Origin of the sequence: Enterobacter sp. AG326, from assembly GCF_004362415.1 — a bacterium.
GTDB lineage: Bacteria > Pseudomonadota > Gammaproteobacteria > Enterobacterales > Enterobacteriaceae > Enterobacter > Enterobacter asburiae.
In genome coordinates this window covers 1,081,041-1,095,568 of record NZ_SNXG01000001.1, presented here as the reverse complement: position 1 = coordinate 1,095,568, position 14,528 = coordinate 1,081,041, and the positions used below count along the sequence as shown (strand labels likewise).

The window sequence follows — 14,528 nt, the reverse complement described above, 5'->3', positions numbered from 1 at the left end:
TGTTAACGGAACAATTATACGGTGAAGCGCAGCTGTTAATGAACCATTAAATGCCGTTATGGCTCATCCGGGCCAAGGGAATAAACCGGGTAACCATTCTCTCGCCATTCCGTCAGCAGCTGCTGCTGCGTGGCGGATGGCACTTCGCCACACCAGACCAGCAGGGTCTGACCGTCGAAAAACTCGGGCTTAAGCTGCGCCAGCGAGTGCGCCAGGACATCCACGCGCCAGCCCTTCTGGGTCGCAATCCACGCTTCCAGCCACAGGCGGGTGGTATCGTGCACGTTCCAGCCGACCACCAGCGCATCTTTTCCGGCTTTGTTCTTCGCTGAGGCAAGGCAGACGGCAATATAGTTGATCAGCACCCCGTCGAGTATGCTGAGCAGCGCCTGCAGGGTGGACTGCTGGCACTGAAGGCGTCGACGGAGCGGAATGAAAAGATGGCTGATCAGCGTCTGTGCCGGATAGTCGCGGCCCTGCTCTTTTATCCATGCGCGCAGACGCTGAAGATTGCCCGCCTGCAGGAGTCTCAACAGGGTTTCCTGTTGTTCGCGCCAGAGGTGTTGCGTGTCCGGGTCATCATGGCTCAGCAGGGACTTCACCTTGCCGACCTGCACTCCGTTGTCGATCCAGCTTTTAATTTCGCGGATGCGGTCGATGTCGGCCTCATTGAAAAGGCGATGCCCACCGTCGGTCCTCTGCGGTTTAAGCAATCCATACCGTCGCTGCCACGCCCGTAGGGTAACGGGATTGATATCACAAAGGAGTGCCACTTCACCTATTGTGTAAAGCGCCATATTCGCCCCCTGGCTTACGCGTTCCCAGCTTAACTGTAGACCCACTTTGGCGAACCAGGAAGGATTGATTGATTTTTGAACAAACAATGCGAAGCATGCGCGATATTCAGAAAAAGGTGTGATAACGGACACGATTTTCCGCTTTTTTGGGATGCTTCAAAGAAAGTAAACCCGCATCAGTGTATGTTACGCGTTTTTAGCGTGTGCGGTTTTGAGTATGTACGAGTTTAATCTGGTGCTGCTGTTGCTTCAGCAGATGTGCGTGTTTCTTGTCATTGCCTGGCTGATGAGCAAAACGCGCCTGTTTATCCCGCTGATGCAGGTCACCGTACGTCTGCCGCATAAGCTGCTCTGCTACGTCACCTTCTCTATTTTCTGCATCATGGGGACCTATTTTGGTCTCCATATCGAAGACTCTATTGCCAACACGCGCGCGATCGGCGCGGTGATGGGCGGGCTGCTGGGTGGTCCCGTCGTCGGTGGGCTTGTCGGCTTAACCGGGGGGCTGCATCGCTATTCCATGGGCGGGATGACGGCGCTGAGCTGTATGATCTCGACGATCGTGGAAGGGCTGCTCGGCGGGCTGGTGCACAGCTACATGATCAAACGCGGCCGCCCGGATAAAGTCTTTAGCCCGCTTACCGCTGGTGCCATTACCTTTGTGGCCGAAGTGGCGCAGATGGCGATCATTCTGCTCATTGCCCGTCCGTTTGAGGATGCGCTGCACCTGGTCAGCAGTATTGCCGCCCCGATGATGGTAACCAACACCGTAGGCGCGGCGCTGTTTATGCGTATTCTGCTCGACAAGCGCGCCATGTTTGAGAAGTACACCTCGGCGTTTTCCGCCACGGCGCTGAAGGTCGCCGCATCGACCGAAGGGATCCTGCGCCAGGGGTTTAACGAAGAGAACAGCATGAAGGTCGCGCAGGTGCTCTACAAGGAGCTGGATATCGGCGCGGTGGCCATAACCGACCGCGAGCGGCTGCTGGCCTTTACCGGCACCGGGGACGATCACCATCTGCCGGGTAAACCGATCTCCTCAGCCTATACGCTGCGCGCCATTGAAACCGGTGAGGTGGTGTATGCCGACGGTAACGAAGTGCCTTACCGCTGCTCGCTGCATCCGCAGTGCAAGCTGGGCTCCACGCTGGTGATTCCGCTGCGCGGGGAAAACCAGCGGGTGATGGGGACTATCAAGCTGTATGAGGCCAAAAACCGTCTGTTCAGCTCCATCAACCGCACGCTGGGAGAGGGGATAGCCCAGCTGCTGTCCGCGCAAATCCTGGCCGGGCAGTATGAACGGCAGAAAGCCCTGCTGACGCAGTCCGAAATTAAGCTGCTGCATGCTCAGGTCAACCCGCATTTCCTGTTTAACGCCCTCAACACGCTCAAAGCGGTGATCCGCCGCGACAGCGATCAGGCCGCGCAGCTGGTGCAGTTTCTGTCGACTTTTTTCCGTAAGAACCTGAAACGGCCGTCCGAGATCGTGACCCTCGCCGATGAGATTGAGCACGTGAATGCGTATCTGCAGATCGAGCAGGCGCGTTTCCAGTCTCGCCTGCAGGTGTCGCTCTCCGTTCCGGACGAGCTGGCGTATCAGCATCTCCCGGCCTTTACCCTGCAGCCTATTGTCGAAAACGCCATCAAACACGGCACGTCACAGCTTCTGGGGACAGGGGAGATCACCATTGCCGCCAGCCGTTTCAACCACCATCTGGTGCTGGATATTGAAGATAATGCCGGACTTTACCAGCCTTCCGCCTCGGGCGGTTTAGGGATGAGCCTGGTGGATAAACGCCTGCGCGCCCATTTTGGCGACGACTGTGGCATTACCGTCGCCTGTGAGCCAGACCGATTTACCCGTATTACCGTACGACTGCCGCTGGAGGAAAACGCATGTTAAGAGTGCTGATTGTGGATGACGAGCCGCTGGCACGGGAAAACCTGCGCGTTCTGCTGCAGGAGCAGCCTGATATAGAGATTGTGGGGGAGTGCGCGAACGCCATTGAGGCCATCGGCGCGGTGCACAAGCTGCGCCCGGACGTGCTGTTCCTCGATATTCAGATGCCCCGCATCAGCGGGCTTGAGATGGTTGGCATGCTCGACCCGGCGCATCGCCCCTACATCGTGTTCCTGACGGCGTTCGACGAATATGCCGTTAAGGCCTTTGAGGAGCACGCGTTTGACTATTTACTCAAGCCGATTGAAGAGAAGCGTCTGGAAAAAACGCTCACCCGTTTACGCCAGGAGCGAACCGTACAGGACGTCACGCTGCTGCCGGAAAATCAGCAGCCGCTGAAGTTTATCCCCTGCACCGGGCACAGCCGGATTTATCTTCTGCAGATGGATGATGTGGCGTTCGTCAGCAGCCGACTGAGCGGGGTGTTTGTCACCAGCGCGGAAGGGAACGAAGGGTTCACCGAACTGACCCTGCGCACGCTGGAGAGCCGCACGCCGCTGATCCGCTGCCACCGCCAGTATCTGGTGAACATGGCGCACCTGAAGGAGATCCGCCTGGAAGATAACGGCCAGGCCGAGCTGGTGCTGCGTGCCGGGCAAACGGTACCCGTCAGCCGTCGCTATCTGAAGAGTTTGAAAGAGGCGATTGGCCTGTAAAACTGGTACACTGCGCGCCATTGCATCATCGACATTCGAAGGCTCTATGCTAAGTAACGACATTCTTCGTAGCCTGCGCTACACCCTGAAAGCAAACAATAACGACATGGTGCGCATTCTTGCGCTGTCGGACATGGAATCCACGTCTGCAGGTTTCGATACCTGGATGACCAAAGAAGACGAAGAGGGCTTCGTTCGCTGCCCGGACATTATTCTGTCGGGTTTCCTGAATGGCCTGATTTACGATAAGCGTGGCAAAGATCCGGCTGCGCCAGAGCTGGCGCTGGAGCGTCGCGTGAACAACAACACGGTACTGAAAAAGCTGCGCATAGCGTTCTCGCTGAAAACGGACGATATCGTGGCGATCATGACCGAGCAAAAATACCGCGTATCCGTGCCGGAAGTGACCGCCATGATGCGCGCGCCGGATCATAAAAACTACCGCGAGTGCGGCGATCAGTTTCTGCGTAACTTCCTGCGCGGGCTGACTCACCGGGTGCATCACCCGAAGGTGTAAAGTCGGTAGGGGGCGGCCTGATGCCCTCACCCCGACCCTCTCCCACGGGGAGAGGGAGAAAACAAAACGCCATAAAAAAAGCCGGAGATTATCTCCGGCTTTTTTGTTATTTCACCTGCTGGCCAGGCTTCGCGCCTTCGTCAGGGCTTAACAGGAAAATATCTTTCCCGCCAGGGCCTGCGGCCATCACCATCCCTTCAGAGATGCCGAAGCGCATTTTGCGTGGCGCCAGGTTCGCCACCATCACGGTTTGACGACCGATCAGCACCTGCGGGTCCGGGTACGCAGAACGGATGCCGGAGAAGACGTTACGCTTCTCGCCGCCCAGATCCAGCGTCAGGCGCAGCAGCTTGTCAGAACCTTCCACGAACTCCGCGTTTTCGATCAGCGCCACGCGCAGGTCGACTTTGGCGAAATCGTCAAAGGTAATGGTCTCCTGAATCGGATCGTCTGCCAGCGGGCCGGTCACCAGTGCCGCAGCCGCCTTCACCTCTTCTTTAGACGCTTCCACCAGGGCTTCAACCTGCTTCATCTCGATGCGGTTGTACAGCGCTTTAAAGGTGTTCACCTTGTGGCCGAGCAGCGGCTGCGCCATGGCATCCCAGGTCAGTTCAGTGTTCAGGAACGCTTCAGCACGGGCAGCCAGCTGCGGCAGAACCGGCTTCAGGTAGGTCATCAGCACGCGGAACAGGTTGATGCCCATGGAGCAGATGGCCTGCAGGTCAGCATCGCGGCCTTCCTGTTTAGCCACCACCCACGGCGCCTGCTCGTCGACATAGCGGTTCGCCAGGTCAGCCAGGGCCATGATTTCACGTACCGCTTTGCCGAACTCGCGCGCTTCCCAGGCTTCGCCAATGGTTGTCGCCGCGTCGGTAAAGGTTTTGTACAGGGCAGGATCGGCCAGTTCAGCCGCCATCACGCCGTCAAAACGCTTGGCGATAAAGCCCGCGTTACGGGACGCCAGGTTCACCACCTTGTTGACGATGTCCGCATTCACGCGCTGCACGAAATCTTCCAGGTTCAGGTCGATGTCGTCGATGCGGGAAGAGAGCTTCGCGGTGTAGTAGTAGCGCAGGCTGTCCGCGTCGAAGTGGTTCAGCCAGGTGCTGGCTTTGATGAACGTCCCACGGGACTTGGACATCTTGGCGCCGTTCACCGTCACGTAGCCGTGCACGAACAGGTTGGTTGGCTTGCGGAAGTTGCTGCCTTCCAGCATCGCCGGCCAGAACAGGCTGTGGAAGTAAACGATATCTTTACCGATGAAGTGATACAGCTCGGCAGTGGAATCTTTCTTCCAGTATTCGTCGAAGCTGACGGTATCGCCACGCTTGTCGCACAGGTTCTTAAAGGAGCCCATGTAGCCGATTGGCGCGTCCAGCCACACGTAGAAGTATTTGCCCGGCGCGTTCGGGATTTCAAAACCGAAGTACGGCGCATCGCGGGAGATATCCCACTGCTGCAGGCCGGATTCGAACCACTCCTGCATTTTGTTCGCCACCTGCTCCTGCAGCGCGCCGCTGCGGGTCCACGCCTGCAGCATTTCGCTGAAGGACGGCAGGTCGAAGAAGAAGTGCTCGGAGTCACGCATCACAGGCGTGGCGCCGGAAACCACGGATTTCGGCTCGATAAGCTCGGTCGGGCTGTAGGTCGCGCCGCACACTTCGCAGTTATCGCCGTACTGGTCCGGGGATTTACATTTCGGACAGGTGCCTTTGACGAAACGGTCCGGCAGGAACATGCCTTTTTCAGGATCGTACAGCTGAGAGATGGTGCGGTTTTTGATAAAACCGTTCTCTTTCAGACGGGTGTAGATCAGCTCCGACAGCTCGCGGTTTTCGTCGCTGTGCGTGGAGTGATAGTTGTCATAGCTGATGTCAAAGCCAGCAAAATCGGTCTGATGCTCCTGACTCATTTCGGCAATCATCTGCTCCGGGGAGATCCCCAGCTGCTGCGCTTTCAGCATGATCGGCGTGCCGTGAGCATCGTCCGCACAGATGAAGTTAACCTCGTGGCCGCGCATTCGCTGGTAACGGACCCAGACATCAGCCTGGATATGCTCCAGCATGTGGCCGAGGTGGATTGAGCCGTTGGCGTACGGCAGTGCGCACGTTACCAGAATTTTCTTCGCGACTTGAGTCATAGTAGGCATTACTTCTTTTAACTGTGAAAAGGGTTTTTGATATTACCAAAAGGGGCATTATTAAGTAAGCACAAACCACGGGCTTTCAGGTAAACTTGTTCATCTAAGGTCTTATTCACAAGAACAAAGGAGTCGGGATGAGTTCTCAATCCCAGGCCAAATCACCGGAAGCCTTACGAGCAATGGTCGCCGGGACGCTGGCTAACTTTCAGCATCCAACCCTGAAGCATAATCTCACTACGCTGAAAGCGTTACACCACGTTGCCTGGCTCGATGATACGCTGCATATTGAGCTGCAGATGCCGTTCGTCTGGACCAGCGCCTTTGACGCGCTGAAAGAGCAGACCAGCTCTGAGCTGCTGCGCATTACCGGTGCGAAGGCGATCGACTGGAAGTTGAGCCACAGCATCGCCACGCTGAAGCGCGTGAAAAACCAGCCTGGCGTGAACGGCGTGAAAAACATCATCGCCGTCAGTTCGGGCAAGGGCGGGGTGGGGAAATCCTCTACCGCCGTTAACCTGGCGCTCGCGCTGGCAGCGGAAGGGGCAAAGGTCGGTATTCTGGATGCGGATATCTACGGTCCGTCTATTCCGAACATGCTGGGCGCGGAAAACCAGCGCCCAACCTCGCCGGACGGGACCCACATGGCGCCAATTATGGCTCACGGTCTGGCGACCAACTCGATCGGTTACCTGGTGACCGACGATAACGCCATGGTCTGGCGCGGCCCGATGGCCAGCAAAGCGCTGCTGCAGATGCTGCAGGAGACAATGTGGCCGGATCTGGATTATCTGGTGCTGGACATGCCGCCGGGCACCGGTGACATTCAGCTGACGCTGGCGCAGAACATTCCGGTCACGGGGGCGGTCGTCGTGACTACGCCGCAGGATATCGCGCTGATCGACGCCAAAAAAGGCATCGTGATGTTCGAGAAAGTGGAAGTGCCGGTGCTCGGTATCGTCGAGAACATGAGCATGCACATCTGCAGCAACTGCGGTCACCACGAACCTATCTTCGGTACGGGTGGCGCAGAAAAACTGGCCGCGAAGTATCATACCCAACTGCTGGGACAGATGCCGCTGCACATTACCCTGCGTGAAGATCTGGACAGCGGAAAGCCGACGGTGGTCAGCCGCCCGGACAGCGAATTCGCGGAAATGTATCGCCAGCTGGCGGGACGCGTTGCGGCGCAGCTCTACTGGCAGGGCGAAATCATCCCAGGCGAAATCGCGTTCCGCGCGGTGTAATTCCTCAGCTCGAATTGCCGGGTGGCGCTTCGCTTACCCGGCCTAGAAATGGCACCATCACGTAGGTCGGGTAAGGCGAAGCCGCCACCCGACTTTAACCCAACCGATAGTGCATCAGATAGTACTCTCCGTCCGGAGAATCACCCGTCGCCTCAATGTGCCAGCCGTGCCGCTGGTAAAACGCAATAGCCCGCGCATTCTTCACCAGGCACTTAAGCGAACCCGTACTGGTAAACGTTTTCTGTACGTGTTCAAGCAACTCATGCCCGACGCCCATGCTCTGATACTGCGGATCGACAAACAGGTTGTGCAGGAAATTATCGTTCGTCCAGACGGAGGCAAAACCCAGGCGATGACCGTTCTGAGCAGCAACCCAAATCACTTCGTCACGAGTTGCTGCGTCAAAGTCTTCAAGCTGCCAGTCTGCACTGTCCAGCCATGGCCAGGCTTCTCGCCGGGCGTGGAGGTAGAGCGTGCGCAGGAAAGGGCGGTCACTTTCCTGCCAGGGGCGAATCAGAATTGAGTTAGCGGTGATAGAAAATATCTCCATTGTAGGCTTTGTAGATCTTGCCATCAGCATCGCCGATCAGCACGTAGTTCTCACCCATATAGGTCCAGTGGGTTCCGGCATCCGGAGCCGGCAGGTTACGTAACTGGTACTGTTTGATGGTGTACTCCGGCGTTTGATACTGCGCCGGCGCCGTGTCGCCAATCTTGAATTTCGTAAAGTCAGCGATGAACTCTTGTTCTTCATAGGCCTTGATGCCGGATGGCGCAGCGGCCGTTTGCGGGGCAGCGAATGCGGATCCCGCCAGAGACAGTAATACACCCATAAGCAGCAATTTACGCTTAGCCATTTTTTCTCCAGTGATATCGTTACAGATACTTTTCGTCTGCAGGTCGTGCAAAGCGGAGCAGACAGTCCATTTTAAGTATCAACCCAGGGTATGTTTGAAAAAAAATGTAACAAAAGTGGACGGTTTTGTGTAGTCGAATTGGAGGATGTTTATCACTGTGGTGAATATTGTCTGCTCTTTATATTTTTAAAATTTATTATTTCACTAATCAATTGTGAAAATAACTTTCGACGTCAAAATTGGACTGATGTGTGAATGCTTTCCCTCTGAAGACGATTTAATATTACCTTCAGGTGAAGCAGTCTTACTTCCTTTTTTCTTACAGGGTTGAGTATTGCTTTCGTGTTTTAGAGAGCGGGTTGACCACGTTTTACAATGTCAGAATTTCATGTTGCATGAAAATAATCAATTAAATTTCATGGTGTTAGGTTTGGTCTCTTTGCAAGATTGACGATAAGCGCAACGTTAAAAAGAAATATTTATACAAATGAAAAGTACAACTGCATTTTCGCTGTTATTTCTCACCGTTAGTCAGTTAACGGGGTGTGTATTTTCCCCCGGCCAGAACTTAAGTGTGTCCGGCAAAAAAGTCATTGCGGTGGAAGACGTTAATTATAATCTTGATAAGCGCGTGGAAATTTTTCCATTAACGCCAGGATTGATTGAAAAGCTGCGTCCGACCGTATCGAAATCTCAGGCAAATCCTAGTCTGGATGAGCAGATCAAAAACTGGGAATACCGTATTGGCGCAGGCGACATCCTGACGGTCACCGTCTGGGATCACCCTGAATTAACGACGCCCGCGGGACAATATCGTAGTGCAAGCGATGCAGGCAACTGGGTCAACGCCGATGGTACGCTCTTTTATCCCTACGTCGGTAAGCTGCAGGTGGCGGGAAAAACGGTTTCACAGGTACGTGAAGAGATTACAGCGCGACTGGATAAAGTCATTGAGAGCCCGCAGGTGGACATCAGCATTGCCGCCTTCCGTTCCCAAAAAGCCTATGTCACCGGAGAGGTCGAAAAATCGGGCCAACAACCCATAACCAATATTCCTCTGACGGTGATGGATGCGGTTAACGCCGCTGGCGGTCTTTCTGCGGATGCCGACTGGCGTAACGTCGTGCTCACGCATGATGGCAAGGACGCCCGCCTTTCGCTCTATGCGCTGATGCAGCATGGCGATTTGACCCAAAATAAGCTGCTTTATCCAGGCGATATCCTGTTTATTCCCCGGAACGACGCGCTGAAAGTGTTCGTTATGGGCGAGGTGGTCAAGCAGAGTACGCTTAAGATGGATCGTAGCGGCATGACGCTGGCCGAAGCCCTGGGAAATGCCGGTGGACTTAACCAAAATATGGCCGATGCAACCGGCATTTTTGTTATTCGGCAAATATCTAAAAAAGGCGACACGGACAAAATTGCCAATATCTATCAACTGAATGCTGAAGATGCGTCAGCCATGGTGCTGGGTACGGAATTCCAGCTGGAGCCGTATGACATCGTTTACGTTACTACGGCACCGTTATCACGCTGGAATCGCGTGATCACCCAACTGGTGCCTACCATCAGCGGTGTCCATGACCTGACCGAAACCGTTCGTTACATCAGATCGTGGCCGCAGTAATGTTTCAGTCAATTTTAGTGGTCTGCACCGGCAATATTTGCCGTTCACCGATTGGTGAGCGGCTGTTGCGTCAGCAATTACCCGGCAAGCAGGTTACCTCAGCAGGTATTCTGGGACTTGAAGGACGCCCGGCTGATGCGGCTGCGCAGGCTGTCGCCTGGCGTCATGGCGTTTCGCTGGAAGGGCATGTTGCCCGAAAGGTGACGCGCAGCCTGTTGCAACAATCCGATTTGATTCTGGTAATGGAGCCGGAACACCTCCGTTTCATTGCCACAATGACCCCGGAGAACCGGGGAAAATCGCTGCTCTTTGGTCAATGGCTGGAAACCAGGGACATTCCCGACCCGTATCACAAAAGTCGCGAAGTCTATGAATATGTTTTCGAGCAATTGGGGAAAGCCAGTCAGGAATGGGCTCGTCGTTTGAGTCAACAAGGAATGAAGCCGTAATGTCGTCTTCTAAATCAGACAAATATAGTGCTGCGACACCGCAGAATAATGAAATCGATCTTCTTCAGTTGTTTGCTGAGATGTTTGATAACCGGGTGACGATCGCGTGTGTCACGCTCCTGTTCACGGTATGCGCGGGGATCTACGCGTTCAGCGCCACGCCGGTTTATCAGGCTGATGCCCTGGTGCAGGTAGAAGCGAAGCAGAGTAACTCACTGCTCAAGAACCTGACTCCGTTCGGGTCCGAACTCTCGCCAGATGTCGCGCCGGAACTTTTACTCCTTAAATCACGGATGATTCTGGGAGAGACCGTTGATCAATTAGGGCTGACGTACAACGCCAGGCGACGCGTTTTTCCTGTCATCGGGTCTTTGTGGGAACACGTGCGGGGACGTAAATCCGATGAAATAACGATCGGTGCGCTGACTATTCCCCTTCTGGAAGGTAAGCCACAAACGCTTTTACTCACCGTACAGGAAAAAGGGCGGTATCGTCTTGAGGGAAAAATGCTTCAAGCAGAAGGCACCGTGGGGAAAGCGCTGGTTAAAGACGGAATGTCGCTTCTGGTGACATCCCTCAGCGCGGTACCAGGCACCCAGTTTACCCTCGAAACCGTCACAAGGCTTGACGCAATCAATGCCATTCAGAACAGGTTTACGGTTGTTGAGTCGGCGAAACAGAGCGGTATGATCGCATTAACGTTAATGGGTGAAGACCCCGCCAGAATCGCCACGGTACTTAATACCATTGCTGAAAATTTTCTCAGCCAGAATATTGCGCGCCAGGAAGCGAAAGATTCCCGTAGCCTCACGTTCTTACAGGAGCAATTACCTAAGATCAGCCGCGAGCTGGATGAAGCTGAAGCGCGTCTGAATGCCTACAGAGAGCAACGCGATTCTGTCGACTTATCTCTGGAAGCAAAGTCAGTCCTTGATCAGGTTGTTAACGTGGAAAACCAGCTTAACGAGCTGACGTTCCGCGAAGCAGAGGTTTCACAACTTTTCAAAAAGGACCATCCCACCTACCGTGCCTTGCGGGAGAAAAAACAAACGCTTGAACGCGAGCGTGCGCGCCTGAATAATCGCGTCTCAACCATGCCTTCCACGCAGCAGGAAATCTTACGGCTGAGTCGTGACGTTGAATCCGGGCGTACTATATACCTGCAGTTGCTGACGCGTCAGCAAGAGCTGAGTATTTCGCGTTCCAGCACTATCGGGAACGTGCGGATTATTGACCCGGCCGTGGTGCAGCCAGATCCGATCAAACCGCGCAAAGCGCTCATTATCGTACTGGGTATGCTGATGGGGTTGATGCTCTCTGCCGGCATGGTTTTAGTGCGCTCAGCCTTTAATCGGGGCATTACCTCGTCTGAACAACTGGAAGTGCAGGGGATACCGCTTCTGGCGACGCTTCCGCGCTCGGTATGGCTCTGGAAAAAAACGCACCTGCGCAGGAGAACCCTGTTTGCTTCCCACTGGAAGCACAAGACGTCGAACGTCCCTTTTCTGCCCGTTGACCGCCCGGCAGATATGTTTGTCGAGGCGGTACGCGGGCTTTGCACCAGTCTGCATTTTACCATGATGGATGCCACAAACCGGATTGTCATGGTGTCTGGACCCACGCAGGACTGCGGAAAGACGCTGGTCAGTACTTCACTGGCGTCGATTGCCGCTCAGGCCGGACAGCGAGTGCTGTTTATTGATGCAGATATGCGCAAAGGATATGTCCACAATGTTTTCAAACTGAGCAATCATCGGGGATTATCCTGCGTGCTCGGAGGAGCCGTGCAGTGGCAGGAAGCGGTTCAACGCGTTGAGAAAGGCGGTTTTGATGTATTGACCTGCGGACCCCAACCTTTACATCCCGTTGAGCTGCTCATGAATGAACGCTTCCAGGCCGTGATGTCGCAGATAGACAAACTGTACGACATCGTGATTGTCGATACCCCGCCTGTGCTTGCCGTAACGGATGCCTTGCTGATAGCCCGAGCAGCGGCGACCACGCTGCTGGTCGCCCGCTTTGGTAAAACCAGCGTCAAGGAGATCGAGAACTGCCTGAAGCGTCTGCAGCAAATGGGTGTGCAGGTGAATGGCGCGATCCTCAATGATATCGTGAAATCTGCCGTGCTTTATTACAACTCGGGATATAGCCATTACGACTACGGTTATACCCAGGAGTAAACCTGGCGCGACATTTCTTTACAGCGTGATGGCGTATTGCCCGTTAAGATGACCTTCGTTAAAACATGAGGTCATAATGGATAACCGCAAAATCAGTCGACTGCGCCGCTGGGCGCGGGAAGGGATCACACTCGTTCTGCTGACGCTGGCCGTAGTGTGGGGTGTTGATCAGTATCGAAAACCGACACTCCCCGCCAGTTTTAGTGCAACGCCGATGCAGAGCATCGACGGCAACGTTCACGATATCTCGGCCCTGAGCCAGGAACGGCCGCTGCTGATTTACGTCTGGGCCACCTGGTGCAGCATATGCCGTTACACGACGCCTTCCGTTAATCAGCTGGCAGAAGAGGGCGGGAACGTGGTGAGTATTGCCATGCGTTCCGGTGATAACGCAAAGCTTGCGCGCTGGGTTGAAAAGAAACAGCTGAAAATGCCGGTGATAAACGATGAAAACGGTGCGTTGTCGCAGCAGTGGCAGGTGAGCGTAACGCCGACGCTGGTGATTGTGTCGAAGGGCAATGTGGTCAGTACCACCACGGGCTGGACGAGTTACTGGGGATTAAAAACCAGGATGTGGTGGGCAGGGCTTTAAAATAACCCCTCTCCCGGCGGAAGAGGGGTGTTGTATTACTTAGCCAGAACTTCCTGCGCGGTGCGCTCAACCAGAGACAGCAGGATTTTAATATCTTCCAGCGTCACGGTTGGGTTCAGCAGCGTCAGCTTCAGGCAGGTGACGCCGTTATGCTCGGTCACACCGACGTTCGCACGGCCGGATTCCAGCAGCGCATCACCAATTTTCTGGTTCAGCAAGGCGATGCCCGCGTCATCCATCTGCACCTGTCCGCGGAAGCGGAACAGAACGCTTGCCAGCTGTGGCTGCATAACCAGTTCCAGAGCAGGCTGCTCTTTCACGTAGGCCGCAACCTGCTGCGCCAGGGTCACGCCGTGATCGATGATCGCCGCGTACTGCTCCTGACCCAGCGCTTCCAGGCTCATCCACAGCTTCAGCGCGTCAAAACGACGGGTGGTCTGCAGAGATTTGGACACCAGGTTTGGCACGCCTGCCTCTTCGTCGAACTCGGAGTTCAGGTAGGCCGCCTGATAGCGCATCAGCTCATAGTGACGCGCTTCTTTCAGCAGGAACGCGCCGCAGCTGATGGTCTGGAAGAACTGCTTGTGGAAGTCCAGGGTGACGGAATCCACCAGCTCGATGCCGTCCAGGTAGTGACGATACTGCTCAGACATCAGCAGCGCGCCACCCCAGGCCGCATCAACGTGTACCCAGATGTTCTGCTTCGCGGCCAGCTCTGCAATCGCACGGAGCGGGTCAATAGCACCGGCATCGGTGGTACCTGCCGTCGCGACGATCGCCAGAATCTGCTCGCCGTTCGCGTTGCACTGTTCAATTTTCGCCGCCAGATCGGTCAGATCCATGCGGGAGAATTCGTCCGTTTTCACCTGCACCACGGACTGGTAGCCCAGACCCATCAGCGCCATGTTTTTCTGCACGGAGAAGTGGGCGTTTTCGGAGCACAGTACGCGAATTTTGCGCAGATCGCCTACCAGACCGTCCTGCTGAACGGAGTGACCCTGACGCGCGAAGAACGCATCGCGAGCCAGCATCAGGCCCATCAGGTTGCTCTGGGTGCCGCCGCTGGTGAAGACACCTGCGTCGCCGGCCTGATAACCCACGCGGGTACGCAGCCACTCGATCAGTTTGATCTCGATAATGGTTGCGGACGGGCTTTGATCCCAGGAGTCCATACTCTGGTTAGTGGCGTTGATCAGCACTTCCGCCGCCTGGCTTACCACCAGGCTTGGGCAGTGCAGGTGCGCCACACACTGCGGGTGATGAACGGACAAGCTGTCTTTCAGGAAGAACTCCACGGCGCGTTCAATCGCCGCTTCGTTGCCCAGCCCCTTCGGATTGAAATCCAGCTTAATACGGTCGCGCAGTTCCGCGACCGTTTTGCCCTGGTACATCTCAGGCTGTTTCAGCCACTGCATCACAGCCTGAGTGCTTTGTTCAATCGCCTGCTGGTAAGCTTCAATGCTCTGCGCAGAGGAGAACAAAATTGGGTTTGAATCAGACATCGTA

Annotated in this window: 13 protein-coding genes; 8 read left to right on the top strand and 5 right to left on the bottom strand. The window is 55.2% G+C overall.

The window, feature by feature from the left end; all coding sequences use genetic code 11:
* Positions 1–56: 56 nt before the first annotated feature.
* The gene (mlrA, locus tag DFO52_RS05170; RefSeq protein ID WP_029740179.1) at positions 57–797 is read right to left on the bottom strand and encodes an HTH-type transcriptional regulator MlrA; all 741 of its coding nucleotides are present in this window, start codon (positions 795–797) and stop codon (positions 57–59) included.
* 217 nt (positions 798–1,014) lie between these two features.
* On the opposite strand from mlrA, the gene DFO52_RS05165 reads away from it, so the two are divergent.
* The 3 genes from DFO52_RS05165 to DFO52_RS05155 are packed head-to-tail and all read left to right on the top strand — an operon-like array spanning position 1,015 to position 3,930.
* On the top strand, positions 1,015–2,700 hold the full coding sequence (locus DFO52_RS05165; RefSeq protein WP_023312444.1) for a sensor histidine kinase: 1,686 nt from the start codon (positions 1,015–1,017) through the stop codon (positions 2,698–2,700).
* Positions 2,694–3,413, top strand: coding sequence for a two-component system response regulator BtsR (btsR, locus tag DFO52_RS05160; protein WP_023312443.1), 720 nt, complete (start codon positions 2,694–2,696; stop codon positions 3,411–3,413). The genes DFO52_RS05165 and btsR overlap by 7 nt, the downstream gene beginning before the upstream one ends.
* Positions 3,414–3,459: 46 nt before the next feature.
* A complete protein-coding gene (locus DFO52_RS05155; RefSeq protein ID WP_029740178.1) occupies positions 3,460–3,930 on the top strand; it encodes a DUF1456 family protein in 471 nt (156 codons plus the stop codon).
* A 106-nt stretch (positions 3,931–4,036) separates the two neighbouring features.
* Here DFO52_RS05155 and metG read toward each other — a convergent pair whose 3' ends face one another.
* A complete protein-coding gene (gene metG / locus DFO52_RS05150) occupies positions 4,037–6,070 on the bottom strand; it encodes a methionine--tRNA ligase (RefSeq protein WP_133549592.1) in 2,034 nt (677 codons plus the stop codon).
* Between the two features lie 137 nt (positions 6,071–6,207).
* Here metG and apbC point away from each other — a divergent pair, with 137 nt between their 5' ends.
* Complete coding sequence (gene apbC / locus DFO52_RS05145) at positions 6,208–7,317, top strand: iron-sulfur cluster carrier protein ApbC (RefSeq protein WP_029740176.1); 1,110 nt, start codon at positions 6,208–6,210, stop codon at positions 7,315–7,317.
* Positions 7,318–7,411: 94 nt separating this feature from the next.
* Here apbC and DFO52_RS05140 read toward each other — a convergent pair whose 3' ends face one another.
* Positions 7,412–7,867 (bottom strand): GNAT family N-acetyltransferase, encoded by a 456-nt coding sequence (locus DFO52_RS05140; RefSeq protein WP_243737938.1) that lies wholly within the window; start codon positions 7,865–7,867, stop codon positions 7,412–7,414.
* Complete coding sequence (locus DFO52_RS05135) at positions 7,842–8,174, bottom strand: RcnB family protein (protein ID WP_029740174.1); 333 nt, start codon at positions 8,172–8,174, stop codon at positions 7,842–7,844. The genes DFO52_RS05140 and DFO52_RS05135 overlap by 26 nt, the downstream gene beginning before the upstream one ends.
* Positions 8,175–8,661: 487 nt before the next feature.
* Between DFO52_RS05135 and DFO52_RS05130 the strand changes: the two genes are divergently transcribed.
* The 4 genes from DFO52_RS05130 (at position 8,662) to DFO52_RS05115 (ending at position 13,022) form a co-directional block, all read left to right on the top strand.
* Complete coding sequence (locus DFO52_RS05130; protein ID WP_133549588.1) at positions 8,662–9,801, top strand: polysaccharide export protein; 1,140 nt, start codon at positions 8,662–8,664, stop codon at positions 9,799–9,801.
* Positions 9,801–10,250 (top strand): protein-tyrosine-phosphatase, encoded by a 450-nt coding sequence (locus DFO52_RS05125; RefSeq protein WP_047647289.1) that lies wholly within the window; start codon positions 9,801–9,803, stop codon positions 10,248–10,250. The genes DFO52_RS05130 and DFO52_RS05125 overlap by 1 nt, the downstream gene beginning before the upstream one ends.
* Positions 10,250–12,430, top strand: a complete 2,181-nt coding sequence (locus DFO52_RS05120; protein ID WP_133549857.1) for a polysaccharide biosynthesis tyrosine autokinase — start codon at positions 10,250–10,252, stop codon at positions 12,428–12,430. Before DFO52_RS05125 ends, DFO52_RS05120 begins: the two co-directional genes overlap by 1 nt.
* 76 nt (positions 12,431–12,506) lie before the next feature.
* Positions 12,507–13,022 carry a protein disulfide oxidoreductase gene (locus DFO52_RS05115; protein ID WP_047647292.1) on the top strand — a complete coding sequence of 172 codons (516 nt, stop codon included), beginning with the start codon at positions 12,507–12,509 and terminating at the stop codon, positions 13,020–13,022.
* Between the two features lie 35 nt (positions 13,023–13,057).
* On the opposite strand, the gene DFO52_RS05110 is transcribed toward DFO52_RS05115, so the two are convergent.
* Positions 13,058–14,524 carry an aspartate aminotransferase family protein gene (locus DFO52_RS05110; RefSeq protein WP_023312433.1) on the bottom strand — a complete coding sequence of 489 codons (1,467 nt, stop codon included), beginning with the start codon at positions 14,522–14,524 and terminating at the stop codon, positions 13,058–13,060.
* Positions 14,525–14,528 lie beyond the last annotated feature (4 nt).

Bases quoted from the DNA above. Each gene is read 5' to 3' on its own strand.
- mlrA (WP_029740179.1), bottom strand. From the start codon at position 797: ATGGCGCTTTACACAATAGGTGAAGTGGCACTCCTTTGTGATATCAAT.
- DFO52_RS05165 (WP_023312444.1), top strand. From the start codon at position 1,015: ATGTACGAGTTTAATCTGGTGCTGCTGTTGCTTCAGCAGATGTGCGTG.
- btsR (WP_023312443.1), top strand. From the start codon at position 2,694: ATGTTAAGAGTGCTGATTGTGGATGACGAGCCGCTGGCACGGGAAAAC.
- DFO52_RS05155 (WP_029740178.1), top strand. From the start codon at position 3,460: ATGCTAAGTAACGACATTCTTCGTAGCCTGCGCTACACCCTGAAAGCA.
- metG (WP_133549592.1), bottom strand. From the start codon at position 6,070: ATGACTCAAGTCGCGAAGAAAATTCTGGTAACGTGCGCACTGCCGTAC.
- apbC (WP_029740176.1), top strand. From the start codon at position 6,208: ATGAGTTCTCAATCCCAGGCCAAATCACCGGAAGCCTTACGAGCAATG.
- DFO52_RS05140 (WP_243737938.1), bottom strand. From the start codon at position 7,867: ATGGAGATATTTTCTATCACCGCTAACTCAATTCTGATTCGCCCCTGG.
- DFO52_RS05135 (WP_029740174.1), bottom strand. From the start codon at position 8,174: ATGGCTAAGCGTAAATTGCTGCTTATGGGTGTATTACTGTCTCTGGCG.
- DFO52_RS05130 (WP_133549588.1), top strand. From the start codon at position 8,662: ATGAAAAGTACAACTGCATTTTCGCTGTTATTTCTCACCGTTAGTCAG.
- DFO52_RS05125 (WP_047647289.1), top strand. From the start codon at position 9,801: ATGTTTCAGTCAATTTTAGTGGTCTGCACCGGCAATATTTGCCGTTCA.
- DFO52_RS05120 (WP_133549857.1), top strand. From the start codon at position 10,250: ATGTCGTCTTCTAAATCAGACAAATATAGTGCTGCGACACCGCAGAAT.
- DFO52_RS05115 (WP_047647292.1), top strand. From the start codon at position 12,507: ATGGATAACCGCAAAATCAGTCGACTGCGCCGCTGGGCGCGGGAAGGG.
- DFO52_RS05110 (WP_023312433.1), bottom strand. From the start codon at position 14,524: ATGTCTGATTCAAACCCAATTTTGTTCTCCTCTGCGCAGAGCATTGAA.